Source organism: Streptomyces sp. NPDC006012 (assembly GCF_042871185.1).
Classification (GTDB): domain Bacteria; phylum Actinomycetota; class Actinomycetes; order Streptomycetales; family Streptomycetaceae; genus Streptomyces.
The window spans coordinates 41,196-64,884 of sequence record NZ_JBIAIE010000017.1 but is presented as its reverse complement, the minus strand read 5'-3'; the positions used below and the strand labels follow the sequence as shown (position 1 = coordinate 64,884).

The 23,689-nt window shown below is 70.3% G+C and carries 15 protein-coding genes and 5 pseudogenes; 10 read left to right on the top strand and 10 right to left on the bottom strand.

The features are described 5' to 3' along the window. Window positions 1-396: 396 nt before the first annotated feature. Window positions 397-1,527 (bottom strand): sensor histidine kinase, encoded by a 1,131-nt coding sequence (locus tag ACFYPJ_RS25870; protein ID WP_389021663.1) that lies wholly within the window; start codon window positions 1,525-1,527, stop codon window positions 397-399. 247 nt (window positions 1,528-1,774) lie between these two features. Here ACFYPJ_RS25870 and ACFYPJ_RS25865 point away from each other — a divergent pair, with 247 nt between their 5' ends. After that, a complete protein-coding gene (locus ACFYPJ_RS25865) occupies window positions 1,775-3,010 on the top strand; it encodes a DUF418 domain-containing protein (RefSeq protein ID WP_389021660.1) in 1,236 nt (411 codons plus the stop codon). 295 nt (window positions 3,011-3,305) lie between these two features. Here ACFYPJ_RS25865 and ACFYPJ_RS25860 read toward each other — a convergent pair whose 3' ends face one another. Continuing rightward, entirely contained in the window at window positions 3,306-3,974 is a 669-nt protein-coding gene (locus ACFYPJ_RS25860) for a response regulator (protein WP_389021657.1), read from the bottom strand. A 324-nt stretch (window positions 3,975-4,298) separates the two neighbouring features. Continuing rightward, window positions 4,299-4,883, bottom strand: coding sequence for a nitroreductase family protein (locus tag ACFYPJ_RS25855; protein ID WP_389021654.1), 585 nt, complete (start codon window positions 4,881-4,883; stop codon window positions 4,299-4,301). A 58-nt stretch (window positions 4,884-4,941) separates the two neighbouring features. Here ACFYPJ_RS25855 and ACFYPJ_RS25850 point away from each other — a divergent pair. Further along, window positions 4,942-5,454 (top strand): annotated as a pseudogene (locus tag ACFYPJ_RS25850) (phosphotransferase family protein); the annotation flags it as partial. A gap of 359 nt (window positions 5,455-5,813) precedes the next feature. On the opposite strand, the gene ACFYPJ_RS25845 reads toward ACFYPJ_RS25850, so the two are convergent. Beyond that, entirely contained in the window at window positions 5,814-6,761 is a 948-nt protein-coding gene (locus tag ACFYPJ_RS25845) for an alpha/beta fold hydrolase (RefSeq protein ID WP_389021651.1), read from the bottom strand. Between the two features lie 124 nt (window positions 6,762-6,885). On the opposite strand from ACFYPJ_RS25845, the gene ACFYPJ_RS25840 reads away from it, so the two are divergent. The 5 genes and pseudogenes from ACFYPJ_RS25840 to ACFYPJ_RS25820 all read left to right on the top strand — a co-directional run. Further along, the gene (locus ACFYPJ_RS25840) at window positions 6,886-7,509 is read left to right on the top strand and encodes a TetR/AcrR family transcriptional regulator (protein ID WP_389021648.1); all 624 of its coding nucleotides are present in this window, start codon (window positions 6,886-6,888) and stop codon (window positions 7,507-7,509) included. A 256-nt stretch (window positions 7,510-7,765) separates the two neighbouring features. Next, on the top strand, window positions 7,766-8,203 hold the full coding sequence (locus tag ACFYPJ_RS25835) for a VOC family protein (protein ID WP_389021645.1): 438 nt from the start codon (window positions 7,766-7,768) through the stop codon (window positions 8,201-8,203). 1,126 nt (window positions 8,204-9,329) lie between these two features. Continuing rightward, window positions 9,330-10,334 carry a hypothetical protein gene (locus ACFYPJ_RS25830; protein WP_389021643.1) on the top strand — a complete coding sequence of 335 codons (1,005 nt, stop codon included), beginning with the start codon at window positions 9,330-9,332 and terminating at the stop codon, window positions 10,332-10,334. Beyond that, a complete protein-coding gene (locus tag ACFYPJ_RS25825; protein WP_389021640.1) occupies window positions 10,253-11,518 on the top strand; it encodes an HSP90 family protein in 1,266 nt (421 codons plus the stop codon). Before ACFYPJ_RS25830 ends, ACFYPJ_RS25825 begins: the two co-directional genes overlap by 82 nt. 18 nt (window positions 11,519-11,536) lie before the next feature. Then, window positions 11,537-14,224, top strand: a pseudogene (locus ACFYPJ_RS25820) (hypothetical protein); the annotation flags it as partial. Between the two features lie 55 nt (window positions 14,225-14,279). Here ACFYPJ_RS25820 and ACFYPJ_RS25815 read toward each other — a convergent pair. After that, window positions 14,280-14,811: pseudogene (locus ACFYPJ_RS25815) on the bottom strand (PAS domain-containing protein); the annotation flags it as partial. A 528-nt stretch (window positions 14,812-15,339) separates the two neighbouring features. On the opposite strand from ACFYPJ_RS25815, the gene ACFYPJ_RS25810 reads away from it, so the two are divergent. Continuing rightward, a complete protein-coding gene (locus tag ACFYPJ_RS25810; RefSeq protein WP_389021910.1) occupies window positions 15,340-17,100 on the top strand; it encodes an MOSC domain-containing protein in 1,761 nt (586 codons plus the stop codon). 114 nt (window positions 17,101-17,214) lie between these two features. Here the strand turns inward: ACFYPJ_RS25810 and ACFYPJ_RS25805 are convergent. Then, window positions 17,215-17,487 (bottom strand): annotated as a pseudogene (locus ACFYPJ_RS25805) (TetR/AcrR family transcriptional regulator); the annotation flags it as partial. Between ACFYPJ_RS25805 and ACFYPJ_RS25800 the strand changes: the two are divergent. Continuing rightward, window positions 17,476-17,664 (top strand): annotated as a pseudogene (locus tag ACFYPJ_RS25800) (NAD(P)-dependent alcohol dehydrogenase); the annotation flags it as partial. The pseudogenes ACFYPJ_RS25805 and ACFYPJ_RS25800 sit on opposite strands and share 12 nt — an antisense overlap. Before the next feature lie 196 nt (window positions 17,665-17,860). Continuing rightward, entirely contained in the window at window positions 17,861-18,337 is a 477-nt protein-coding gene (locus tag ACFYPJ_RS25795) for a RidA family protein (RefSeq protein ID WP_389021637.1), read from the top strand. 14 nt (window positions 18,338-18,351) lie between these two features. Here the strand turns inward: ACFYPJ_RS25795 and ACFYPJ_RS25790 are convergent, their stop codons facing one another. The 4 genes from ACFYPJ_RS25790 to ACFYPJ_RS25775 all read right to left on the bottom strand — a co-directional run bounded on the left by ACFYPJ_RS25790 (window position 18,352) and on the right by ACFYPJ_RS25775 (window position 23,434). Continuing rightward, window positions 18,352-19,191, bottom strand: a complete 840-nt coding sequence (locus ACFYPJ_RS25790; protein WP_389021634.1) for a PhzF family phenazine biosynthesis protein — start codon at window positions 19,189-19,191, stop codon at window positions 18,352-18,354. 88 nt (window positions 19,192-19,279) lie between these two features. After that, window positions 19,280-20,110, bottom strand: coding sequence for a proline hydroxylase (locus tag ACFYPJ_RS25785; protein WP_389021631.1), 831 nt, complete (start codon window positions 20,108-20,110; stop codon window positions 19,280-19,282). Window positions 20,111-20,158: 48 nt separating this feature from the next. Then, complete coding sequence (locus tag ACFYPJ_RS25780; RefSeq protein ID WP_389021628.1) at window positions 20,159-20,350, bottom strand: hypothetical protein; 192 nt, start codon at window positions 20,348-20,350, stop codon at window positions 20,159-20,161. A 120-nt stretch (window positions 20,351-20,470) separates the two neighbouring features. Beyond that, the gene (locus ACFYPJ_RS25775; RefSeq protein ID WP_389021625.1) at window positions 20,471-23,434 is read right to left on the bottom strand and encodes an alpha/beta fold hydrolase; all 2,964 of its coding nucleotides are present in this window, start codon (window positions 23,432-23,434) and stop codon (window positions 20,471-20,473) included. Window positions 23,435-23,689: the final 255 nt, after the last annotated feature.

Sequence of the window (23,689 nt, the reverse complement as noted above, 5' to 3'; positions counted from 1 at the left end):
AGCACACACATGTGCTCGCCATCGGCGTTCCGGAGATGTGACGGCCAGTCAGCGATGGCACATGAGTCGGCGCATGCCCACGGGCCCGACGTCCAGGTGCGGACGTCCATACCGAACTGCAGGAGTGAACCGGACCAGTCATCAAAAAGCGAGAAAATCCGGTCCACCATTTTCCTTGCTTGCTTGCTTGCTTGCGTTGGGTGTCAGCGAGAGATGGCAGGACAATCTTTTCTGCGTCTTCTGGCTTTATCGTGTGCGAGGCTTCCGGCAGGTAGTTTTTCGTGTTCAAAGAATTCGCATTCACGACCGTCCGGTAAAGTTTTTCGGGTAATGGGTGAAGATCGTGATAGGTATGCCCTCAATGGCCTCCGCCATTCGGGCTGGGCGTTCCGCACGTCAGAGTGCGATGCCGCCAGTCTGGATACGCAGAGTTACCTCGTAGCCGCCCTGGGAAGTACGTCCGGATTCGAGGGTGCCGTCCAGGAGTTCGGCGCGTTCCCTCAGGCCGACCAGGCCCTGACGGGAGCCCGGCAACGAGAGCGAGGGGCGGGTCGGGGGAGTGTTGGTGACGGTCACGCCGTACTCGTCCGGGGCGTGCCACAGGCAGACGGTGGCTCTGGCGCCGGGGGCGTGCTTGCGGACGTTGGTCAGGGCTTCCTGGACGGTGCGGTAGACGGCACGCTGCGCGGGCATGCTGACGTCCGCAGGGAATTCTCCGGTCAGCTCGGTCTCGATGCCGCTGCTCGCGACGAGTCGATGCAGGTCGGCCAGGGTCGGCTGCGGGGTCAGTTCGGTGGCATGGCTCCCGGATGCGCGCAGCAGGGTGACCATGTGACGCAGCTCGTTGAGGGTGTCCACGCTGAGGGAGCGGATGGTGCGGGCACCGTCCTGGGTGGCGGGGTCCTTCGCCGCGACCTGCAGGGCGCCCGCCTGCACGGCGATCAGGCTGACCTGGTGGGAGACGACGTCGTGCATCTCCCGGGCGAGCTGGGTGCGCTCGCGGGCCAGGACCGCCTGTGCGTGCAGCATCCGTTCGTGTTCGCGGGCCTCCTCGATCTCGACCAGGCGACGGCCCAGATCCCTGCGTGCCTGGACGAGCTGGCCCAACAGGACCGGGGCGGCCGCGGTGGCGAGGGCGTAACAGAAGTAGACCGTTGTCCAGGCACGGCCGTCCGACTCGCTGCCGTCCAAGGGCCAGGGTGCGGCGGAGGCAGCGGCGAACAGCAGAGCGCACACGGCGAGCAGTCGCCGGTCACGGGACCGTTCGGCCAGCGTGAACAGGGCCGCGAACGGCGCGAACGCGATGTCCAGCATCAGGCTCGCGGGCAGGGTCAGCCAGAACACCGAGAGCGGGAAGCGCCGGCGGACCACGAGCACGGCACAGGCGAGCGCGGCCGCCGTCTCAGTGAGCACGGCTGCGTGCTCGCCCCACAGGGTCACCGCCATGTCCGCGGCGGCGATCACGACGACCAGGCCGTCGACGACCGGGGCCGTGATCCGTGCACCCCGCGGCCTGCGGGTGGTCATCGTCCCCGGCTCCGCGCGGGGCGTGGACAGGCGCGTGCCACCCGTGGCCCGGATCACGTCTGTTCCGCCTCGCTCTCATGGCAGCGCGTCTGTGGCCGCACGTTGCTCCTACCGTATGTTGTAGCCTGGCGAGCAGGCCGGACGGCACCGCGTGCCGCCGGTCGGGGGGTCGATCCCGGCCAGGTGGAGGGGTGATCCGGACGACCGACGGATACGCACGGTCCCGGTTCTTGCCCAGCGTGGAGACATGAGCCAGAACACACACGAGACACCGTGCGCCCTCGCGGCGCCTGCCCGCCCGGAACCCGTCGGAGCAACGGAGAACCGGAGCGCCGTGCGGCCCTCCACGGGCCGCCTGATCGGTGTGGACCTGGCTCGCGGCCTTGCCGTCTTTGGCATGTACGCGGCACACGTCGGACCGGACCCCGCCCAGGGCGGCACGACCGGCTTCGTCATGGAACTCGGCCACGGCCGCGCCTCCGCCCTCTTCGCCTTCCTGGCCGGCTTCTCCGTCATGCTGCTCACCGGCCGCCGTACCCCGAAGACGGGCCGCGCGGGCCGACAGGCGGTCGCCAAGGTCGTCATCCGGGCCGTGGTCCTGCTGGCCGTGGGCACCGCGCTCACGCTCTACGGCACCCCGGTAGAGGTGATCCTCGCGTTCTACGGCCTGTACTTCCTGCTCGTCCTGCCGCTGTACCGGTTGAGCGCAGGCCCGCTCGCGGTCATCGCGGGGGTGGGCGCGCTGCTCCTGCCGCAGCTCCTGTACGCCGTCCAGCACTTCCTGGTCATGAGTGAGCCCGGCGGCATCTGGACCTGGCCCGCAGATGCCGACGGCCTCGTCTCGCTCCTGTTCACCGGCGCCTACCCGGCCCTGACCTGGATTCCCTTCGTCGTCGCCGGCATGGCCGTGGCCCGCCTCGACCTGGCTGCCACCGCAGTCCGTATCCGCCTGGCGGTCACCGGCCTCGGCCTCGCAGTCCTGGGCCACGGGGGCTCCTGGCTGGCGCTGCACGTGGTCCCGGGCGCGATGACGGCGATCGCCTGGTCGGACGGCGCCGTGGGCGGCCCGGTCAGCTCGGCCTGGTGGTCCGACACGTGGGGCTACCCGGTCGTCGGCACCCCGCAGACCCTGCTGGTGGCCTCTCCGCACAGCGAGACAACCCTGTCGATCCTGGCCAACACCGGTGTGGCGATCGCCGTCCTCGTCGGGTGCATCGCCGCCACCGACGCCTTCCCCCGCTTCCGCCGCCTTGCCCGCCCGGTGATGGCGGTCGGCTCGATGTCGCTGACCGCATACGTCCTGCACGTGATCGCCATCGGCATGCTGGGCATCGAGGAACTGCCGGGCTCCTCGCTGTACGTACTCCTCTCCTTCACCGTGGCGATGGCCGCCTTCGCCATGCTCTGGTCACGCTTGTTCCGGCGCGGGCCGCTGGAATGGCTGCTGAGCCTGGTCACCAAACCGGCCGAACTCATCCGCTGACGCATGCCCGGTGCGGGGTGGAAGCCTGAGGGCGACGCGGAATCCGCCGTCGGGCACCGGGTCGGCCGTACGGTGCCGGGGGCGTGCATGCAGGCTCGCAGGCTCCCCGGTCCGGGCGTCGGTCGTGGCGTCGGACTCGGTCTGTCGTCCGTGGCCTGTCATCTGTGGCGAGGGCGGCGACGGTCCTGCGTGCGGCGCTGACATCGTCCTGCGCGTCCCGGTTCCCTCAGACGGCGAAGACCGGCCAGGCCACCGGCACCGCGCCGATGGCCTCGACGGGGAATCGCCCAGCGGGTCACTGCCCGCCTCGGCCACCGCCCGGTTTCAGCAGTCCGGCCCGTTGAGCCAATAGCGCGGCCTGAATACGGCTGCCGACCCGCAATTTGCTCAGAATCGCGCTGACGTGGTCCTTGACGGTGCCCACACTCAGATGGATACGGGCCCCGATCTCCCCGTTGGACAGGCCCTCCGCGATCAGCACCAGCACGTTGCGTTCGCGCTCTGTGAGACGGCCTATCCGGGCCACGTCCTCATCAGTGGCTCTGTCCCACGCGGAGTGGCCACGCAGCACCGCGTGGGACACCCGGGGCGACATGACCACACCGCCCGCCGCGAGCGTGCGCACGAGCTGGGCCAGTTGCGCGGGATCGGTGTCCTTGAGCAGGAACCCGGCCGCGCCGGACCGCAGTGCGGTCAGTACGTAGTCGTCGGTGTCGAACGTCGTCAGCATGGCGACCACCGGCGGGGTGGGCAGGGTCTGTACGGCACGCAGCACCGTGAGCCCGTCGACGTCGGGCATGCGGATGTCGAGCAGCACGACGTCCGGGGATGCCTTGCGCACTGTGTCGACCGCGTCGGCGCCGACAGCCGTCGCGACGACCTCGACATCGTCAGCGGCGTTGAGTATCAGCTCGAACCCGGACCGCACGAGTGCCTCGTCGTCCACGACCACTACGCGGATCACAGGTGTTCCTCCGTACCTTGCCGAGAGATGTCTCCGAAAGGCTATGACCCCCAAGGACACGAGACGGCGGCGGTACCGTGCACGGCAGCCAGTAGGCGGGGCCCTTCCAGCCGGCCGGGGGGCCGCAAGGCGAAGACGCGAGCAGCTCACTGGGTAGCCCCATGCGGGGCCGTACAGCCACATCCGGCCTCAGGGAATGGCCGTTCGGCGGCCCGGACCAGCTTTGTTGAGGGCTGCTGTGAACTGTCCGGCCCGGCCTCCGAGTCCGGACCGCACGTCGCGGGCGTCCTCCCCCGGTTCGCCCGCCGAACCGGACAGGAGTCCTCAAGAGTGGAAGGCGGTGGTCGCTTCGAGAGCGGCCCGCTCGGTCGTCACACGGTTCACCGGCGCGCTCTCGTCGGCGTAACCGAAGGAGATGCCCACCAGCAGCTTCCCTCCGGTCACGCCGAGTTCGGCACGGACGGTGTCGGCGCAGAAGCTGAGCAGGCCCTGCGGGCAACTGGCCACGCCGTATGCGGCCATGGCGAGGAGCAGCGTCTGCAGGTAGGCGCCGACGTCGGCGGACAGTCGTGCGCCGCCGTCGCCGGTGACGAACAGGAACGCGGCATGTGGTGCGTCGTAGAAGCGCAGGCTCTGGGCGTCGTAGGCCGCGCGGGCCACGTGGTCGTCGGGAGCGATATTCAGCGCTCCGTACAGGCCGGCTCCGAACGCCGCCCGCCGCTCCTGGTGGACGGGTGCGTACATGCCCTCCGAATACGGGACGGCGGCCGAGGTGCGCCGTTCCGCATGGGCCGCCTGCAAGGCGTCCGCCAGACGCTCGCGCCTGGCACCGCTGGCCACCTCGACCCGCCACGGCTGGGCGTTGGAGTTGGACGGCGCGGCGCCGGCCAGCGAGAAGATCGCGCGCATGGTGTCCTCGGTGCCTTGGCTTTTGCGGGTGCCGGCGTTCGGATGGTGAGGTGGCACGGTGACCAACCACGACGAGGCGGCGGCTGTCCGACCGCTGACCCTGGCTTGGGTGAGGCGGCACCTGGAGGTCGGCGAACGGATCGTGAAAGCGGAGGCGCTGCACGGCGGAATCACTGCCGAAATGCGGCGCCTGACCATCGGCACGCGGGACGGAGGCACCCGTGACCTGGTGCTGCGGACCTTCGTCAACGTGGAGCACGCCGAGGACTGGCTGAGCAGGGAGGCCGACGCCCTGACCCTGCTCACGGGGACCGGCGTGCCGGCTCCTGGACTGGTCGCGGTTGATCCGACCGCCGCGCATGGCGAGTATCCGTCGCTCCTGATGACACATCTGGCGGGCCGGACGGTTCTCGACGATGAGGGATTGGAGACGCGCGTTCCTCTGCTGGCCCGTCAACTCGTGGCGATCCACGGGTTGCGACCCGCCGAGTGGCCCCGCGATTACGTGGCGTTGACGACCGCCGATACCGTCGTGGTTCCGAAGGGCGCCGACGCGGCGGCATGGAGCGCGGAGAGCTGACGACGCGGGCCGTGGTGGAGAGGCTGAACGCCTATGTCACCGCCCTGATCGACACGCCGGGCTGAGCCCCGGCAACCCGGGCTGTCGGGCCCGGCTGCCATGTCCGGCAGCGGAGCTGATCACACACCGGCACCGGGGCACCCCGAGTACGAACCGGCTCCTGGCCGACAACCCTGCGACGCCTGCGAATCGAACGGCAATATCACTTGCCGAAACAGCTCCCCAAGATCTGTGCCAGGGCCGCTACTGGGGCTCTGGTCCACTCTCTGCGGCACGACCATGGAGAGTCAGACTGCCGGTGCCGGTACGTGTCCGTTCCGCGGCTTTCCCGTTGCAGCGAGGCCGCGTCCCTAGAGCTTTCGTTGGCCGGCCTTCGACTGATCGCGTCCGACGGACTCCATGAATTCCCGCATGAGGTGGTTCACCTTTTCGGCATGGTCTATCTGCGGCCCGTGACCTGTGCCGGCGACGACCTCGACACGGGCGCCCGGGATCAGCCGGGGAATGCGCTCGGCCTGCCGCTGCGGATGCACCATGAGGCTGTGCTTTCCGAGTACCAGGTACAGCGGCGTGCGAATGCCGGCCAGTTCGGCGTCGGACAGGGGCAGCGGCGAGGGGCGGCGGATACGAAAGGCGCGCACGGCTGTCCGGACCATCGCGCGCAGTTCTGGCATCACCAGTACGGGCTGGTCCAGCCAGGCCGCGAGCCGGGGCCGCAGTGCCGTGGGAGCGAAGGTTGCAAAGAGGCCGACGAAAATCCAGGCGAAGAAGCGCAGCCCCACTTTCTCCAGGCCGCCGGGGTCGAGCAGCGTGGCCGAAGCGAGACGCCCGGGCCTGTGGTGGGCCTGGTTGAGGGCGAGCCAGCCGCCGTAGGAGGAGCCGACGAGGTGCACTTGGTCGAGTCCGAGCGCGGCCAGGGTTTCGTCCAGCCATTGCGCGGCGTGCTCGGGCTGGTGGATCGGGGCGCGCTGCACACTGCGGCCGGGGTCGCCCGGAGTGTCGAGCGCGTAGACGGGGCGCGCGGCACTCAGAGCGGGGGTGTTCGGGTACCACATGGCGGAGCAGGAGCCTGCGCCGTGCAGGAGGACGACGGGAGTGCGGTCGCGGGCGGCCGCATCGGCGGGGACGTAGCGATAGACGTGCGTGGTGCCAGAAGACGTTTCCACGTCCTGCTCTGCGGACGCTGTTGCTCCCAGCGCGTAGACCACGTCGCAGGCTGCGAAGTAGCGCTCGCGCCGGACGTCGCTGACGTAGCGGCCGACATCAACTGGGGGGCGCGGTGTCGCGGACTCGGGCACGGCTACCTCCAAGGGGCTGGATCGTTCGTGGTACGAACGTATTATGATTATGGTACTGCTGTATCAGAACGAGGTTGTGGTGCCGCCTCGACAGCGCCGGCTCACGGAAGTGGAGAAGCGGACAGTGCCCAAGCGGGTGGACCATGCGGAACGGCGGACCGAGATCGCGGAGGCCCTGGTCCGCGCCTCCGGACGGCTCGGCCTCCATGCAGTGGGGATGCGTGACGTGGCAGCGGAAGCCGGGGTGTCCCTACGGCTGGTGCAGTACTACTTCGAGTCCAAGGAGAAGCTGCTCCTGTTCGGGCTGAGGCATGTCACGGAGCGGTTCGGGCAGCGGGTGGCCGACCGCGTCCGGTCCGCCGGAGACGATCCGGGACCGCGCGCGGTCGTCGAGGCCCTGCTCTGGGCTGCACTGCCCACCGACGAGGAGAGTCGTGTGTTCCACCACCTGTACACCGCCTACGCGGTCCTGGCGGTCACCGACAAGACGCTCGCGGCCCAGCCGTACATCAAGAAACCCGACACCGCCGAGACCACCGTCACCGAGCTGCTCACGCAGGCGGCGACGGATGGGCTGCTGCGGCCCGGAGCGGATCCGGATACGGAGGCGATCAGCTTGCTGGCCATGTCCGCAGGACTGGGGACCAGCGTCCTGGTGGGTCAGCGCAGTGCGGAGTCCGCTGCCGCGGTCCTCTCCTATCACCTGGACCGGATCTTCCTTGGCCCGGTGGGCCAGGCCCAGGCGTAGCCGGCGGTGCCGGCGACGGACCATCGCCGGCCCGGCCGCGGCCCTGCGGGCCGGGACCAGGACCGCCGACGTGGTCGAGTTGAGGCCCGCAAGGCCGCTCAGGCCGAGACCGAACCCACCCCCGGGGAGAAGTTGCCTCAACCTGTCTGGGTACGGACACCGGTGGACAGGTCACGGTCGACCTCGACGGCGCCTGGTACGCGGCTGCGTGCTTGCCGGAAGCGCCCGATCGGCCTGGCTCGGTAGCATGCACCGCATGGCCATCAGACTTGAGAACGTCGGCATCGCCGTGCGCGACCTCGAAGCAGCGATCTCCTTTTTCACCGACCTCGGTCTCACGGTCGTCGGTCGTGACACGGTCAGTGGTGAGTGGACCGACACCGCCGTCGGCCTTGATGGCAATCACGCCAACATTGCGATGCTCCAGACGCCAGACGGCCACGGTCGCCTTGAACTCTTCGAGTACATCCACCCCGAAGCGATCGAGACGAAGCCCACGCGTCCCAACGAGATTGGCATGCATCGCGTCGCCTTCTCAGTCGACGACATCGACGAAGCACTTGAGACAGCCGCAAAGCACGGATGCCGTCCGCTTCGCGGTGTGGCGACCTATGAGGACGTCTACAAGCTCACGTACGTCCGTGGTCCCAGCGGCATCCTTGTCATGCTCGCCCAGGAGTTGAAGAAGAACTGATGGCCGATCGGGGCCAATAGCCCCGCACTTCCACGAGGCGGGCTGTCCGACTGGTGGTCAGGAAAGCCCGCGACTGGCCCTCGCAGCATCGAGGATCGTTCAGCGCCGATGGCCCTGCCGCGATGCGCCGGCAGTGCTTGGCGGCGGACTGTACCGGCCTGCACCGGGCTGACCAGGTCCGGCGCCAGAGCCGGCGGCACGTCTCTGAAGCCCGGATGCTTGCCACATGGGCAGCAGAAGGGACGTATTCACGGCTACTCCTGAAATCGGCGATGACGGGAGCGGCTGTGGCGGCGGCGAGTCACTTCGGGGACCGAGAAAACGACCATTGTCACGATACTGGTCCCGCAGACGCTCACGAGCCGCACTGGATTCCCCATACTCCTTCTTAAGGGAACCCAATCGCTCAGCGGCCCCATGGAGGTCCGGCAAGAACCACTCTTCAAACTGACGATTCTCGGGTTCAGCACGTTCCGAAACGCGATCACAGGCATACTGGCGGCGCTGGCGGATTTCTTCATCAGAGATGTACTTTAGTTCTGCAGGGCTGAGCCGAGGGACCCCGTCTTGGCCAATGTACCTCGTGCGAATCCAGTAGCCACGCAGTCGGATGTCGCTTGCTTCTGACGGGGCCTGACCTTTGGGCCAATGCTGTCCAAGCGCTCCGGAATCCAATGAGAAAAAATTGCGAATTCTGCCATTTCCGCCCAAGCTTCGTGCTTTACGTCCTGCATGGCAGAGATTTCAGGTGCCATGGCTCCTCACTCTTCTTCGTGGAACCGTCTTGTCGGACCCAGCGGCCCGCAGCGGAGTCTGCCAGGACGACGCCGCTCGCCACCCCGTCGGGCGATACCTCACCGTAGTCCTGCTGCCGACCCCGGCTCGGGCGGTTACCTCGGGAGATTTCTTTCATTGGTTCATCGGCGCCACCGGGCGCTGCAAGCCTTACGACACCAACCGGCACCGCCTGCGCGAACTCGCTGTGACGTGCGACGTCACCGGCGGTCGCTTGGCGACCAGATGGGGCGCGAGTACGTGAAGTGTCGGTGAAAACCCTGTGCAAGTAGTGTCGGTGGGGCCCCTTATGCTGCACGGACGATCATGCGGGACCAGGGAAGGACGCGGCATGTTCGGCAAGCTGTTCGGCAGGGGTGCGGTAGGACCGGCGACGGATCCGCATGCCCTTCCCGCGCCGCGCAGGCAGAAGAACGGGACGTACCGGCTGCGCGCGCTCGGGGACACCCGAGTGCTCGCGCTGGTGGAGGCGGCCGACGGGGGTGACTGGGAGGAGGTCAAGGCGGCACTTGCCCCCTTCGATCTCGGCCAGGACCACCAAGTGCTGGGGGAAATCGCCGGCCTGGACGGCGTGGAGGAGTGGATCGGCCGGGCCGTCGAGCAGGACGAGCAGCACCGGGCGACGGCCCTGCTGATATCCGGTGCGCGGCACATCCGGTGGGGCTGGGAGGCGCGCACCAACGCGCGTGCCGTGCACGTCACGCAGGAGCAGTGGCGGGTCTTCCACGAGCGGCTCCACACCGGCGAGGAGCAGTTGTTCGAGGCCGCCGAGCTGCGGCCGGACTGGGTCACTCCGTGGAGCCGCCTCCTCACCTCCGGCCGCGGCATGTCGCTGGGCCTCACGATCAACGAGACCCGGCTCGACGCCGCCCTGCGCCGCGACCCGTTGGACCTGGAGCCCCATCTCGCGTGGGTGTCGCAGTTGCAGCCCCGTTGGGGCGGCGAGCCGGGCCAGGCACTGGCGTTCGCCCGCGACGCGCTCGCCCGCGCCCCGCAGGGTCACCGCCTCGGCTGTGTCCTTGCCATGGCGCACATCGAGGACTGGTTCGCATCGGACCGTGCCGAGTGCCTCGAAACTCCCGAGATCCAGGCCGAGTTGCGGAACGTGGCCGAGCACAGCATCCTCCACCCCGACTACACGCGGCATCCGGGCCGGCAGTGGGATTTCAACATGTTCGCCATGGCCTTGTCGCTGGCCGACGAGCGGCACGCGGTGCGTCGCGTCTTCCTGGCGCTGGACGGCGCCTACACCGAGTGGCCGTGGAGCTGCGCGGCCTCGTCGATCTCCTCTCCCACCACCTCTACTCCAGCCCCCGTGTCTACCTGCGGGAGCTGATGCAGAACGCGGTGGACGCACTGACCGCCCGGCACCGCCTGGAACCGGCCGTCCCTGCCGACACGTTCGGTGTCCGGCTGTACGCCGACGGCGCGGTGGTGCGCGTCGAGGACGACGGCATCGGTCTCACCCTGGCCGACGTGCACATCTTCCTCGCCACGATCGGCCGCAGTAGCAAGCGCGCCGAGCGGATCGCTGAGCAACGCGGTGACTATATCGGCCAGTTCGGCATCGGTCTGCTCTCCTGCTTCCTGGTCGCGGACGAGATCCACGTCCTGAGCCGCTCCGCCCGCACCCCCGACGCACCCGCCGTCGAGTGGCGGGCACGCGGCGACGGCAGCTACACCGTCCGCACGCTGCCCGCCTCCGGCCGCCCCCGGCCCGGCACCACCGTCACGCTGACGCCGCGCGCCGACGCGGGCGAGTGGACCCGGCCGGCGCAGGTGCACGACCTGGCCCGCCACTTCGGCTCCCTGCTGCGCCACCCGGTGACCTTCGACGACGGTGAGGGCGGCCCGGGCGCGTCCGTCAACCCGGAGCCCGCACCCTGGGCCCGCATATATACCACGCCGGGAGCCCGCTCCCGGGCGCTGGCCGCGTACGGCGAGGAGGTCTTCGGGTTCACACCGCTGGACACCGTCGAGCTGGACCTGCCGGCCGTGGGCCTGAAGGGCATCGCGTGTGTGCTGCCCGAGGCGGTGCCGGCCGGACGCCGCCGAGGCCACCGCGTGCACGTCAAGGGCATGCTGCTGTCCGAGCAGGCCGAGGAGATCCTGCCCGAGTGGGCGTTCTTCGTCCGCTGTGTCGTCGACGCCGAGAGCCTGCGCCCGACGGCGTCCCGGGAGTCCCTGTACGAGGACGACACGCTCGCCGCCGTCCGTGACGCCCTCGCCGAGCGGCTGCGCGCGCGGCTCGCCCGTGAGCAGGAGGGCGGACTGTGGGGCGACATCCTCGGCGCCCTGCGCCAGGAGGCCCCGCGGGCCCAGCTGATCCTCAACCAGCTCAACCCGCTGGTACGTACGGCCGTCGCCATCGACGAGCCCGAACTGGCCCGCACCAGCGCCGAAGCCCTCTACGGGCAGGCTGTGCTGCTGTCCCGGCGCCCGCTCAGGCCCGCCGAATCGAGCCTGATCAACCGCTCCTTCCTCGACCTCCTCGCCCACGCCCTCCGCAAGGACAGCTGACGATGCCGACCGCACCCCTGGCGGTTCAAGTGGGTGTCCAACGCCCTGCGCGCGGTGCCCGATATGCCGCTGACCGGCCTGCGCCAGTGGCTGACGGAGATGCGCGACCGGTACGAGAAGGAAGGTCTCGGCCTCCAGCCGTACTACGGACAGGCGTATCAGCTCGCCGCCCACGTCGTCGAGGACACCACCCTCGCCTACGAGCTGTGGGCGAGCCGTGGCCGCACCCGGTTCAGCGACTGCGAGGCGTGCGAGACCTGCGAGCGTGCCCTGTACCACCTCGTCTCGGGCGACGACGAGCGAGCGCTGCGCGTCTGGGAACCCGTCCTGGGCGGCAAGGAGTCCTGCCAGGAAGAACCGGCCCGCTCCCTCTCGTACGCACTGCTGCCCCTGCTGCGTACCGGCCGCACCGACCGCGCCCGCGAACTGCGCCTGGCCGGGTACCGGGGCTGCCGCCGCAACCCCTCGATGTCCCGGGAGGTCGGCCGGCACCTGGAGTTCTGCGCGCTGACCGGCAACGAAGCACGCGGCCTGGAACTGCTCGCCGAGAACCGCAGCCTGTTCGACGAGGTGGACTCGCCACTGGACCTGTGCGACTTCCTCACCAGGGTGGAGGTGCTCCTCCAGCGCGTCGAGTTCCTCGGCCATGGCGAACTGCCCGCCGCCGGTTACGCAGGGCGCACCTGGACGGTGGCCGCGCGGGCCGCGCTGTGCGTGGACAACGCCCGCCGCTAAGGTCTGCGCGCCGAGGTGGCACGCCGCGCCGACGACCTCGCCGCCCGCTTCGATGCCTGCAACGGAACCGCGGCCCACACCGAACGCCGCAGGGCCCGCCTGGACCGCTCCCCGCTCCTGGACGCGCTGGAACTGACCCTGCGCACCCGCAGCCTCGACGACGCGGCCCAGGCGTCCCCGGCCGCCGCACCCGCCGCCCGTCCGGCCGCCGCCGTCCCCGAGTCGCTTCCCGAACTCATCATCCGGGCAAGGTCGTTGGACGAACAGGGACACCCGGACACACAAGCCTGCTGGGCGCGGCTGCGCAGGCTCGTCACCGCCCGCGGCTACACCCATCCCGACGACCCGGCCGTGGGCCCGCTCGTGCAACTGCGCGCGGACCTGCTGGCCGACGAGGCGAGCCGGGCCGGAGAGAAGGACGAGCCGGCCGAATCCGCCGCTCTGCACGACGAGGCTGGGGGCCTGTACGACGATGCCGGGATGCCGGGTTATGCGGCGGTCGCCCGTGCCTGCGCCCTGCTCGCCTCCGCCGAGATCCCCGCGGAAGGCCCGGACGCGACGGAAGCTAAGGTCGCCGCACTCACCGCCGCGCACGCGTCCCTGGTCCGCCTGCATGAGGAAACGCCGGGCCTCGCGCCGTACCAGGAGGCCCGCCTGCTGCGGTTGCGGGCGACCGCGCTCGGCCTGCGCCTGCAGACCTCAAGGAGCGAGGAGCACACCGCACCGGTCCTCGCCGAGGTGGACCTGCTGCACGCGTTCGCCACCCGGCACGAGGTCGTCGGGCAGATCTCCGGCGCCCTGCTGCTGCGGGCCAGCACGTACGCCCTCTCCGGCGACCTGCCCACCGCGGTCGTTGAACTGGACGCCCTCGTGGACCGTTTGAAGGCGCACGGCCCTGCCTGGCATCTGCCCCGCACGCTCGGCCTGCGTGGCCGACTCCAGCTCGGCCGGGACGTGCAGGCCGCGCACGCGGACCTGGCGGAGGGCCTGCGACTGGCCGCCGAGTGGCCGGCCGGCACGGTCGGCACCGCGCGCCTGCACGGTGATCTGGCCGAGGTGTGCATGCACCTGGGCCGACCCGACGAGGCACTGCGGCACCTGACCCGCTCGGCGGAGCTCGACCTGCGCCACGGCAGCCGGACGGACGCGTTCTGCGCCTACAGCAACGCGGCCCAGCTCAGTCTCGACCTGGGCCGTGTCGAGGATTGCATCGCTCTGCTGGACTCCCTGCTGGCCGAACCGGACGTCGCCGCCGGAGAGCTGGACGACCGGCTCGTCGCCCAGTTGCGCCTGACGCGCGCCCGGGCGCTGCACGCGGGGGAGGACCTCAAGGCCGCCACGGCGGAGTTCGTCGCGCTCGCCGCCGAGTCGGCCGGCTGGGACGACGACCCGGCCGGCCACGGCATGATCGCTGCGGAGACGGCCGTACTCCTCGGAGAGTCCGGCCAGTTCGGCCGGGCCCGCGAGGCCGCGGACCAGGCACTCGCCGTGCACGACCGGGCCCCGCGCTACGAGCAGCTCAGCAACTGCCTTCGCGAACTCGCCCGCCTCCAGGCCCAGCAGCAGGGCCCCGACGGCCTGGCCGGCGCCCGCGCCTTCCTCGCCGACGCCGGCCGGATCGCCGAGGAGGCCCGCGCCGCCGAATACGAGGCCCGCGGCCGTTCCCTGGAGACGGCACTGGCCTACGAACACGGGCGGGTCAACGCCTACGCCGACGAGTACGAGGACGCACTGGCCGCTCTGGAGCGGGCCCTCGCTCTGCTCGGCGAGCCGCAAGCGGAGGACGACCGAGTCGGCGAGTGGGCCGAGTGCACCCGCCTCGCCGGTGCGGTGGAGGGCCTCTACCTGGAACGCCCGGCCCCCGCTCTCACCCGCCTGGATGCGGCGGTGGCCCGCCTGACCGCACTGGGGCACACCGAGGAGAGCGAAGCGCTCGTCTCCTTGGCGGCCCGGTTGCGCGGCGAGGAGTGACACGCCGGCCGGTGCCATCTATCGGCTTCCGGCAGCGGGTCGACGGCGGCCAGGCCCCCCAGGCCAGCAGGGACTGGGCCAGGGACTGCGCGGTCTCCCCGATGTCCAATGACGTCCCGATCGCGGTCGCGGCAGCGTACAGGTGCAGCCGCTTGGCCAAGGCGATCAGGGAGACCGTCAGACCTTCCCGCGGTGGTGCGGCCGGGAGGATGCTCATCGAGACCACCACCTCGGCCCCGTCGTCCCGCCGCAGGTGCTGGACCCGGGCGACATGCGCCTCTCGGGTCTCGATGACCCGCTGCAACCCGCTGCATCACCGTCGGCTGGTCCCCGGGTGGCAGGAGATCGGCGAAGGCGGCCCCTGGTCCGACACTCACCCCCGTGAAAGGAGCAGCGTCCAGATTGCAGCTGGTGATCCTCAGGTCCCGGTCGAGGTTGACCGCCCCGAGGATCTGTTCCCGGCCTCCGGTCTCCCGGTCGGCACCTGTGGGCCGACCGGTGTGGTGCCCGCCCGGCGAGGCGGCAGGACCGGGGGCGGCCGTCGTCCCGGCTCTCGGGATGTAATGCGCCAGCGCGCCGCTGACCATCTCGAACGGCGACGCAGAGGAAGAGGAGGGTGTGGGTCCATGCAGCTCACCCAGCTCGCTGGCTCCGGCACATGCCGGAAGACACTCCCGAGTCCGTGCGGTCAGGCCCCGAGATCCCGCACCGCACATCTCATGAGTAACACAAATTCCCTGCTCACCGAAGGGGCAAATGAGAGTAAGGGGATACAGGCAGTCACCGAACTCTCCGACGGTGAAGGCCGACGCGGCAAGACGGTCACAGTCGGCGGGCGCCGGGCCCGCCACCTCAGCAGCCAGGTCCCGGGCAGGGCAGAGCGGTGCCCGGTCTCCCGCCACTTGCCGAGCGCACCCGCCGGTACCCGGATGCGTCCGGAAACGGGTCGGACGACCTGGCCCGCAGGTCCTCCGTTCGAACATTCCCCGCACATGCACCACCGTTGATGGTGACGGACTCCACCGGTACCGGAAACCGCACAGGATCACCCCCGCACATGCGCATCACGGCGCTCCGAGGGGCCGCGTTCGGCCGACCACACAGGGAGATCCATGATGGCGACACTGCTGTCCCTCAACGTGGGAATGCCCGAGGACGTCCCCTGGCAGGGGAAGACCGTTCACACCGGGGCGTGGAAATCCCCCGTCGACGGCCCGCGAATGGTACGGCGGCTGAACGTCGACGGCGACGGACAGGGCGACCTGGCCGGCCACGGCGGCGAAATCCGCGCCGTCCTCGTCTACCAGCTGGAGTCCTACCAGTACTGGAAAGAGCACCTCGGCCGCGACGACCTGACGTTCGGGATCTTCGGGGAGAACTTCACCGTCGAGGGACTGCCCGACGACGAGGTGTGCATCGGCGACCGGTACCGCATCGGCGGAGCCGAGTTCGAGGTCACCCAGCCCCGCGTCACCTGCTACCGCGTCGGCATGCGCCTGGGCGAACCCACCATGGCCGCCCTCCTCGTCGCCCACCACCGCCCAGGCTTCTACCTACGGGTGATCACCGAGGGCCGTGTCCAGGCCGGTGACGAGATCACCCTCACCCGGAGGGGGCCGGAGGGGCTCAGCGTCGCCGACATCGACGCCCTGCTCTACCTTCCCGGCCGCGATCCCGCGAAGCTGCGCACAGCACTGAACATCCCCGCCCTCAGCCCCGGCTGGCAGCAATCCTTCCGTGAACTCGCAGTCGCCCAGAACCCCAGTAAGGAACCGGGATGGCCCGGCGAGCGGGCCGGCAGCCGACAGCCCGGAGAGGAGCCGGGATGGCCGGGCTTCAGGACCCTGCGCGTCGCCCGCATCGTCGCCGAGACCCCCAGCGTCCGGTCGGTCTACCTGGACACCACCGACGGCACGCCGCTGCCCGAGGCCCGCCCGGGCCAGTACCTGTCGATTCGCCTCCCCGTGGACGACACCGCCCCCACGGTGCGCTCCTACTCGCTGTCCTCCGCGCCGGCGGCCGGCACCTACCGGATCAGCGTGAAGCACGAGCCGCACGGGAAGGCCAGCGGCTACATCCACGACCGGCTTCACCCCGGAGACCTCGTGGACATCGCCAGCCCCCGCGGAACGTTCGTACTCCAAGAAGGCACCCGCCCCGTCGTCCTCATCTCCGCGGGGATCGGCGCCACCCCGGTGCTCGGCATGCTCCACCGACTCGCCGCGGTGCGGGACCCCCGCCCCGTCTGGTGGATACACACCGCCCACGGCCGCGCCGGCCACGTCTTCGCGGACGAGGCCCACAACCTCCTCGCACACCTCCCCGACGGCCACGAGCACATCTACTACACGTCCGAAACACCGCCTCCCGAGGACCACCACATCACCCGGGGCCGCCCGACCGCCCGATCGCTGACCGCTCTGGGCATTCCCGCCGACGCCGACGCCTACCTGTGCGGACCGCCCGCCTTCATGGACGACCTCGGCGGTTTCCTGCTCGAACGCGGCCTGCGACCCGAGCAGATCCACACCGAGCAGTTCAGCGCCCTGCCCGCCATCAACCCGGGCGTCACGCCCACCGGCTCGGTCCGGCCGCACCAGCCACCCGGCCCCACCGGCACCGGCCCTCTCGTCACCTTCGCCCGCAGCGGTATCGCCACCCCGTGGTCCCCCGACCACTCCTCACTCCTCGAACTCGCCGAAGCCTGCGACATCCCCACCCGCTGGTCCTGCCGCACCGGCGTCTGTCACACGTGCACCACCCCCCTCGTCACAGGCGACATCACCTACACCACCCCGCCCCTCGAACTGCCCGAGCCCCGCACCGTCCTCGTCTGCTGCAGCACCCCGACCACCGAAGTCGTCCTCGACCTCTAGCCTCAACTCGACTCTCGACGTGGTCGTCAACTCGCCGCTCGAAGAACCGATGACAAGAGCTGATCTCGCCTGGAAGGTGCCACGGCTCACGGCTCACGGCGCGACAAGTGCTGCTCATCCCGGGGCGACGGCGCGGCGAACGCAGTCCCGCAACAGAGCGCGCCGCTGATCGTGTACCTCCGGGGGCTCCGCTGCGGCAGCGGCGTGGACATGGCTCACCGGCGACCAGTCCATGGACATGGTGATGACCATGGCCATCACGTCGAAGGGGTCGTCCTGCCTGATGCGCCCAGCGCTCTGGGCCTCGGTGATGGCGCGGATCTTGTGATCGTCGTGGCGCTCGTGCTCCGCGACGAGATGCCCCATCGGGCGCCGCGCAAGCTCAGCTCCGCCGGCCGCGGCGGTCGCCCGTCCACTGCCGCCGTCTTGCGCTTCTGCGCCGAACACGGCATCACCGCTGACAAAGAACTGCTGCCGTCGTCTCAGGTGATCATGGCCCTTGAACGCCTGGAACGCAACGACGTCCGCTACCGCTTCGTGCTCGACATGTCCGACCTGGACTGACAGCCTGAGCCAGCAGCAGGTCAGACACTCGCGTTCTCCTCAGGCTCGCGCGAACCAAAGGAATTCAACTGACCCGGACCGGAGGTCTGCTTAGCAGAGCCGCGCCGCCGCCGTCGGCGCAAGCGGCGAGTCCGTCCCGGCGCGACGCGGGCGGTGGGACTATGGCCTCCTTCGTCCAGCTTGCCAGGAGGGGACAATGCCGACCGACGTCCGCGCACGGCTCGCCGAGTTGGGGCTGCGACTGCCCGAGGTGAGTGCCCCCAAAGGCGCCTACGTGCCCGCCGTGCGCAGCGGCAGGTACGTCTTCGTCGCCGGCCAGATTCCGCTGACCGGTGGGGAGTTGACGGCGACCGGCAGAGTCGGCGCGGAGGTGTCGCCGGAGCGGGCGAGGGAGCTGAGCAGGCAGTGCGTGCTGGCGGCACTGGCCGCCGCGGACTCGGTCGCCCCGCTGGGGGCGGTGGTCCGGGCGGTGAAGGTGGTCGGGTACGTGGCCTCGGCGCCCGGTTTCGTCGGGCAGGCCACGGTGGTGGACGGGGCCTGCGAACTGCTCGTCGAGGTGTTCGGCGCGGCGGGCCGCCCGGTGCGCAGCGCGGTCGGCATGGACGTCCTGCCGCTGGACGCACCCGTGGAGATCGAGGTCGTGCTGGAGATCGCCGAGGAGAGCGGACGGTAGCGGTCCGTTCCCGGTCAGGCGATGGGGATGGCCGTGCCGGTCACCTCGATGCCGCTACCCGGGTTCGCCGGGATGCCCACCGTGAGCAGACTCGGCCGGCCCATGTCGACGCCCTGGTGGATGGTCAGCACCGTGGGCGGGTCGACGAGACCCAGGTCGCGAAGGTATCCGCCGAGGGCCGCCGCGGCGGCGCCGGTGGCCGGGTCCTCTACGACGCCACCGGGCGGGAAGGGGTTGCGGGCGTGGAACACGGTGTCCGTCTCGCGGTGCACCAGTGCGACGGTGGCCCAGTCCCGGCGGGCCATGAGGGCGCCGAGCGCGGGCATGTCGTAGTCGAGGTCGGCGAGGCGTGCGCGGTCGGCCGCCGCGACGACCGGGTGCCAGGCGCCCGCGTAGGCGGCGCGCGGCGGCAGGGCCGGGGCGAGGTCGGTCGCGGACCAGCGCAGCGCGTCCAGCAGTTCGGCCAGATCGGAGTCGGCGATCTCCGCGGTCCGGGGCTCGACGCTCACCAGGGTGGCCACCAGCGAGCCGTCGGGGCGGGCCGAGGTGGTCACCGGGACCGGTCCGGCCATGGTGTGCAGCAGCAGGTCGCCTACGCCGTGCCGGTCGGCGTAGGCGACGGCGGTGGCGATGGTGGCATGGCCGCAGAAGGGCACTTCGGCTTTCGGGCTGAAGTAGCGCACGTCGAGCGCGCCGTCCGGGCGGGGTGTGGCGAAGGCCGTCTCGGAGTACCCGACCTCCGCCGCGACGGTGCCCATCGTCGACTCGTCCATGCCCGAGGCGTCCAATACCACGCCCGCCGGGTTGCCGCCGGCCGGATCGGCGCTGAACGCCACGTACCGCAGGATGTCCATCGACACAACGTATCCACTCGGTCACTGAGACGTCAAAAGTCGTGAGCAGCCGACGACACGTCGAGTCCCTCGCCGGCGGACGCGGTGGTCAGGCCCAGGTCAGCAGGCGGCCCGAGGAGGTGAGTCCCACCGCGAACCCTAGTGCGATCCTGCGGCCGCCCCGGCTGGGCCGGACCGCGTGGAACCAGCGCGGGTCGATCAGCAGGGCCTCACCGACCCGCGGGGTGATCTCCAGGGACTCGGACCCACGGACCACCGTCTCGTCGTACCCGTAGGAGTCGGGTCGTCGGTGGGCCTCGTCCTCGGGGCGCCACCGGTGCCGCCACAGGACCGTCTCGCCACCCGACGGTGGCACGGTGAGGTAGAGGTTGAAGGCGAACTGGCCGATCAGGGGGGTGTCCAGCAGGTCGTCGGCGTACTCGCGCAGCGCGTCGTCGAAGTGGACCAGGAAGCCCTGGTTGGGTTCCCGGGCGACGCCGTCGCCCAGCTCGCGTCCGCCCCTGCGGCCGACCGCCACGCCACCGGGCCAGTCGGCACCGAGTCCCTCCCGGCAGACGAGGAACGGGTCGAAGGACAGGCCGAGCCCCCGCCAGGCGGCGTGATGCTCCTCCAGGGCCTTCCAGTAGGCGTCGGCGACCCCGCCGTTCGCCATGTGGTCGCTGACGCCCACGCCGAATCGCATGACCTGCGGCTGCACACGGGCGCTGCCATAGGAGTCGAAGGCCCGCTCCTCCAGGGCGGAGAGGACTTCATCGCACCGCTCGCGAGGCAGGAAGCCAGGCACCCGGATCGCCGCGTGCCGTCCTGCGGCGAGGCCGGCGAGCAACTCGTGGGTAAAAGCGGACGCGCTGGCGACACGGAAGAAGGGGTCGTGCGACGGCGTCGCCGCTAAATCCTGGACGGAGTTCCCTGATGCCATTCGTGAGCCCCCTGGCATGTGTGGACGACGGTGGCGGGACCGCGGCGCCTATCCCGGATGCGCTCCGCTGGTGCTGCGGAACGCGGTCTTCGCGTCGAATTCGAGTGCCTGGCGCCCGGCCTCCAGCGCCTCCATCGCGATACGCCGCCCGAACTCCGCCTGCATCTCCTCCAACTCGCTGCCCGGCGGACCCCAGGTGAGGGCCTGCTCGTCGTGGGTGTCAGGGGGAAGAGAAGACATCGGCGGACCTCCGCGCGCTTCGGTAGGGGACGCGTCACACAGGGTGAGGCACCGTCAGGCTACGCGCAAGCCCACCGCCCACGGGGTAATTCGTCCCAACTTCTTTGAAGGAAAAGGGTTTCAGGTCGGCATCTCCCGTACGGTCCTTTCCAGGAGCCCGCTGGCCTGCACCAACAAGGGGTGTTCGGTGTTCACCACCCGGTCCAGATCGCGCACCAGGGTGCGCAATTCGTTCACCGCTTCGGGCGTACGACCGCGTATTCCCAGGAGTACGAGGACGAAGGTGAAACGCAGTCGCATCACGAGGTTGGAGTCCACCGGCTGGGAGGCGTCCCGCAGCGCTTCGCGGATGACCTGCTCGGCCTCGACCGCGCGGTCCTGGCCCAGCAGGGAGTGGGTCAGGGTCTCCTGCACGCGGAGGGTCTCGGGGGTGGCGGGCGGCCAGTGGTTGCGGCGGCTGATGCTGAGGATCTTCCGCGCCTCCGTCTCGGCCTCCTGGTGGGATCCGAGCGCCAGCATCGCGCGGGCCAGGGTATGGCGCACCACGAGGGTGTCGTAGTGCTCGGGGCCGCGCACCTCGTTCTCCGCCTCGACGATGGAGCGCAGCATGACCTCGGCCTCGTGCTCCCGGCCTGACTGCTCGTTGATGGCGCGGGCGAGCTTGTGCCTGCTGGCCAGGGTGTCGGCGTGGTCCTCGCCGAGGATCCGGGTCCGCGCCCGCACCACCAGGGCCAGTACCTCCTCGGCCTGGGGCAACTGCTCCCGGTCGAGGTGAATGCGCCCCTGCTCGTGGCGCAGGCCGAGGATCTCGCGGTCGTCGCCGTCGAAGCCGTAGGAGGTGCAGCGTTCGACGAGCGGCACGACGAGGTCGTAGGCGGGGCCGAGCAGTCCGGTGGCGATGAGGTAGCGGGCGGTCAGCCGGGCCAGTTCCAGGGCCTCGGTGCGCACGGTGCGGTCGGAGAGCTTGAGGTCGCCGAGCAGGCAGGCCCGGGACACCTCAAGGGCGTGCGGGCCGAGTGCCTCCCACAGGGGCCAGTTGGCGGGGTGGTCGGGATTGCAGTGCAGGGTGACGGACCGGAGCATGCGTACGGCCAGGCCGTAGTGGTCGGCCGGGCGCCGCTGCACCTCCTCGTCCTCGCGCAGGACGCCGTGCACGACGGGGTGCAGCGTCAGCAGGCCGGCCAGCCTGCGGTCGGTGACACCCTCGCGTTCGTAGGCGTCGACCAGGCCCAGCTCCTCCAGACCGGCCAGGGCCGCGCTGATGCTCGCGGGGGTGGCACCGGGGAAGAGCGGGGACTGGGCGAGCACGGTGTCGGTGAGCAGGCAGCGGTAGGGGACGGGGGCGACGCTGAGGCAGGCGAGGACCTTCAGCAGGGCGGGGGCCTGCGGCAGGTCGTGCTGGGTGAGCAGGTCCAGGCCGACCCCGCAGACCTTCTCCACGATCTCCTTGCCGAGGAGTTCGCTCAGGTGCGGACCGTCCTGGTCGGCTACGGCGTCCTCGCGCGGGGCGACGGTACGGCGGAACGCCTCGAAGTCCCTGATGTCACTGTCCAGGGAGACCTTGCTCTGGTGGACCGCCTTGATCACGTCGGCGGCCTGGCGAAGGGCGAGCGGCAGCCCGCCGAGCTGCCGGGACAGCCCCCGCGCTTCCTCGTTGGTGCCACCGAGGCCGCCCGTGCGCTCCAGCAGCATGGAAGCACCGTCGTCCTCGTCCAGCGGCAGCACCTGATGGATGTACGCGGCGTCACCCCAGGCGGACCTGCTGCGCACCCGGCTGGTGACGATCACGGTGCCCTGCGCATTGCGCGGGGTGCGCAGCCAGCCGGTGCCGCCGACGACGGGACCGCCGCGGGGCTCCAGCCGCTCGGGGTCGTCGGCGTTGTCGAAGACCAGCAGCCAGGGGTCGGGGCAGGCGTCCAGCAGGGTCCAGACCAGGTCCATGGCCGTGCCCATCAGCCAGGCCCGTTCCACGGTGATCGACGGGGCACCGAGATCACGGGCGATCATGCGCATCCGCAGGTTGAGTTCGGGCGCGGACACCCACCAGACGCGGTGTCCGGCGTGCCGGGCGCGGTCGGCCGCCTCCAGGGCGATGCGGCTCTTGCCCGACCCGCCCAGCCCCGCCACGACGTGGACTTTCCTGCGGGCCTGCCCGGACAGGAGGTGAGCGACCAGCCTGCGCCGGTCCTCGCCCTTGAGCTGGCCGTCCTCCAGTTGCGCGTACGGCGGCGGAGGGAACGGGGCGAGGTCCGGGTCCTCGACGGCAGGGGTGCCGGTCCCGCCCGGGATGTCGTCGGCGCCGGTGCCCGGCCGGGGGACGACAAGGAGACGTGCGTCCGCCGGCGCGGTGGCGTGGTCCTCCGGCTCGGCGGCGTCCCGTCCGGCCTCCAGCACGGCCGCGCGGACGGCGAGGTAGGAGGCGGAGGCACGGTCGGCGGGCTGCACGATGGAGAAGTGGTCGGCGGTGATCACACCGCCCTTGGGGAAGACACCGCGGGCCACGACGGGCGGCACGATGTCGTCCGCGGTCCCGCCGTAGGCCCGCACGGGTATGGGGCACTCCTGGTCGCTGTGGCCTCGGGCGTGCACGACCGCGCTCAGGACGGTGCGCTGAGCCTCCGTCACCGCTCGGTCGAACGGCCTGAGCTGCTGCTCCTGTGGGTTGTGCCAGATCTTGAGCCATTTGCGGACGGTGAGGAAGAAGCCCGAACCGGTGTTGGGGCAGGCGAACATGGTGAAGTGTTTGATACGGGTCAGGTCGGCGCCCTCGCCGTGCCACAGCTTGCGTGCCAGGAAGCGCTGGACGACCAGGCCGCCCTGGCTGTGGGTGACGAGCACGATCCGCTCGGCGTCCCGGAGCCGGGTCTCCAGGAAGGTCCCGAGCTGGTCGGCGATGTCGTCGGTCTCGGCGACCCGGCGGTCCGGCCGGAGCCGGACGAGCGGGGAGTCGTACTCGAAGGGGTGGACGTCGACCCGGTCGGCCAGTTCGGGATCGGTTCGGATGAGCGTGGCGAACGTGTCCCACACCTTCGCGGAGGAGAACAGACCGTGCACGAGCACCAGGTGGACGCGCATCGACGTCATCGCGAACCTCCGCGGTCGGAAGAGGTGTTGCGGCAGAAGGATTTCGATCGGAGGTGAAGAAGCAGTCGGTTCAATGATGCACGAGGCGCCCGTGAGGTCCCTAGACCCGTACTACGAGGGTCGTTGATCCGTACGGAGTGAACTGACCGGGGGTGACTGCTCCCCGGGCGGTGTTGGTCCGGGTGCGTCGATGGCTTCCGGGTGCTCGCGGCCATGGTGCGCGGGTCAGCGCCGGTGCGCGTGGTGACGTCCTCT

Excerpts from the sequence above, each read along its gene's own strand:
- ACFYPJ_RS25785 (WP_389021631.1), bottom strand. The coding sequence starts at position 20,110 with ATGGCATCAGGGAACTCCGTCCAGGATTTAGCGGCGACGCCGTCGCAC.
- ACFYPJ_RS25855 (WP_389021654.1), bottom strand. The coding sequence starts at position 4,883 with ATGCGCGCGATCTTCTCGCTGGCCGGCGCCGCGCCGTCCAACTCCAAC.
- ACFYPJ_RS25780 (WP_389021628.1), bottom strand. The coding sequence starts at position 20,350 with ATGTCTTCTCTTCCCCCTGACACCCACGACGAGCAGGCCCTCACCTGG.
- ACFYPJ_RS25870 (WP_389021663.1), bottom strand. The coding sequence starts at position 1,527 with ATGACCACCCGCAGGCCGCGGGGTGCACGGATCACGGCCCCGGTCGTC.
- ACFYPJ_RS25810 (WP_389021910.1), top strand. The coding sequence starts at position 15,340 with ATGGCGACACTGCTGTCCCTCAACGTGGGAATGCCCGAGGACGTCCCC.
- ACFYPJ_RS25865 (WP_389021660.1), top strand. The coding sequence starts at position 1,775 with ATGAGCCAGAACACACACGAGACACCGTGCGCCCTCGCGGCGCCTGCC.
- ACFYPJ_RS25775 (WP_389021625.1), bottom strand. The coding sequence starts at position 23,434 with ATGACGTCGATGCGCGTCCACCTGGTGCTCGTGCACGGTCTGTTCTCC.
- ACFYPJ_RS25795 (WP_389021637.1), top strand. The coding sequence starts at position 17,861 with ATGCCGACCGACGTCCGCGCACGGCTCGCCGAGTTGGGGCTGCGACTG.
- ACFYPJ_RS25835 (WP_389021645.1), top strand. The coding sequence starts at position 7,766 with ATGGCCATCAGACTTGAGAACGTCGGCATCGCCGTGCGCGACCTCGAA.
- ACFYPJ_RS25830 (WP_389021643.1), top strand. The coding sequence starts at position 9,330 with ATGTTCGGCAAGCTGTTCGGCAGGGGTGCGGTAGGACCGGCGACGGAT.
- ACFYPJ_RS25790 (WP_389021634.1), bottom strand. The coding sequence starts at position 19,191 with ATGGACATCCTGCGGTACGTGGCGTTCAGCGCCGATCCGGCCGGCGGC.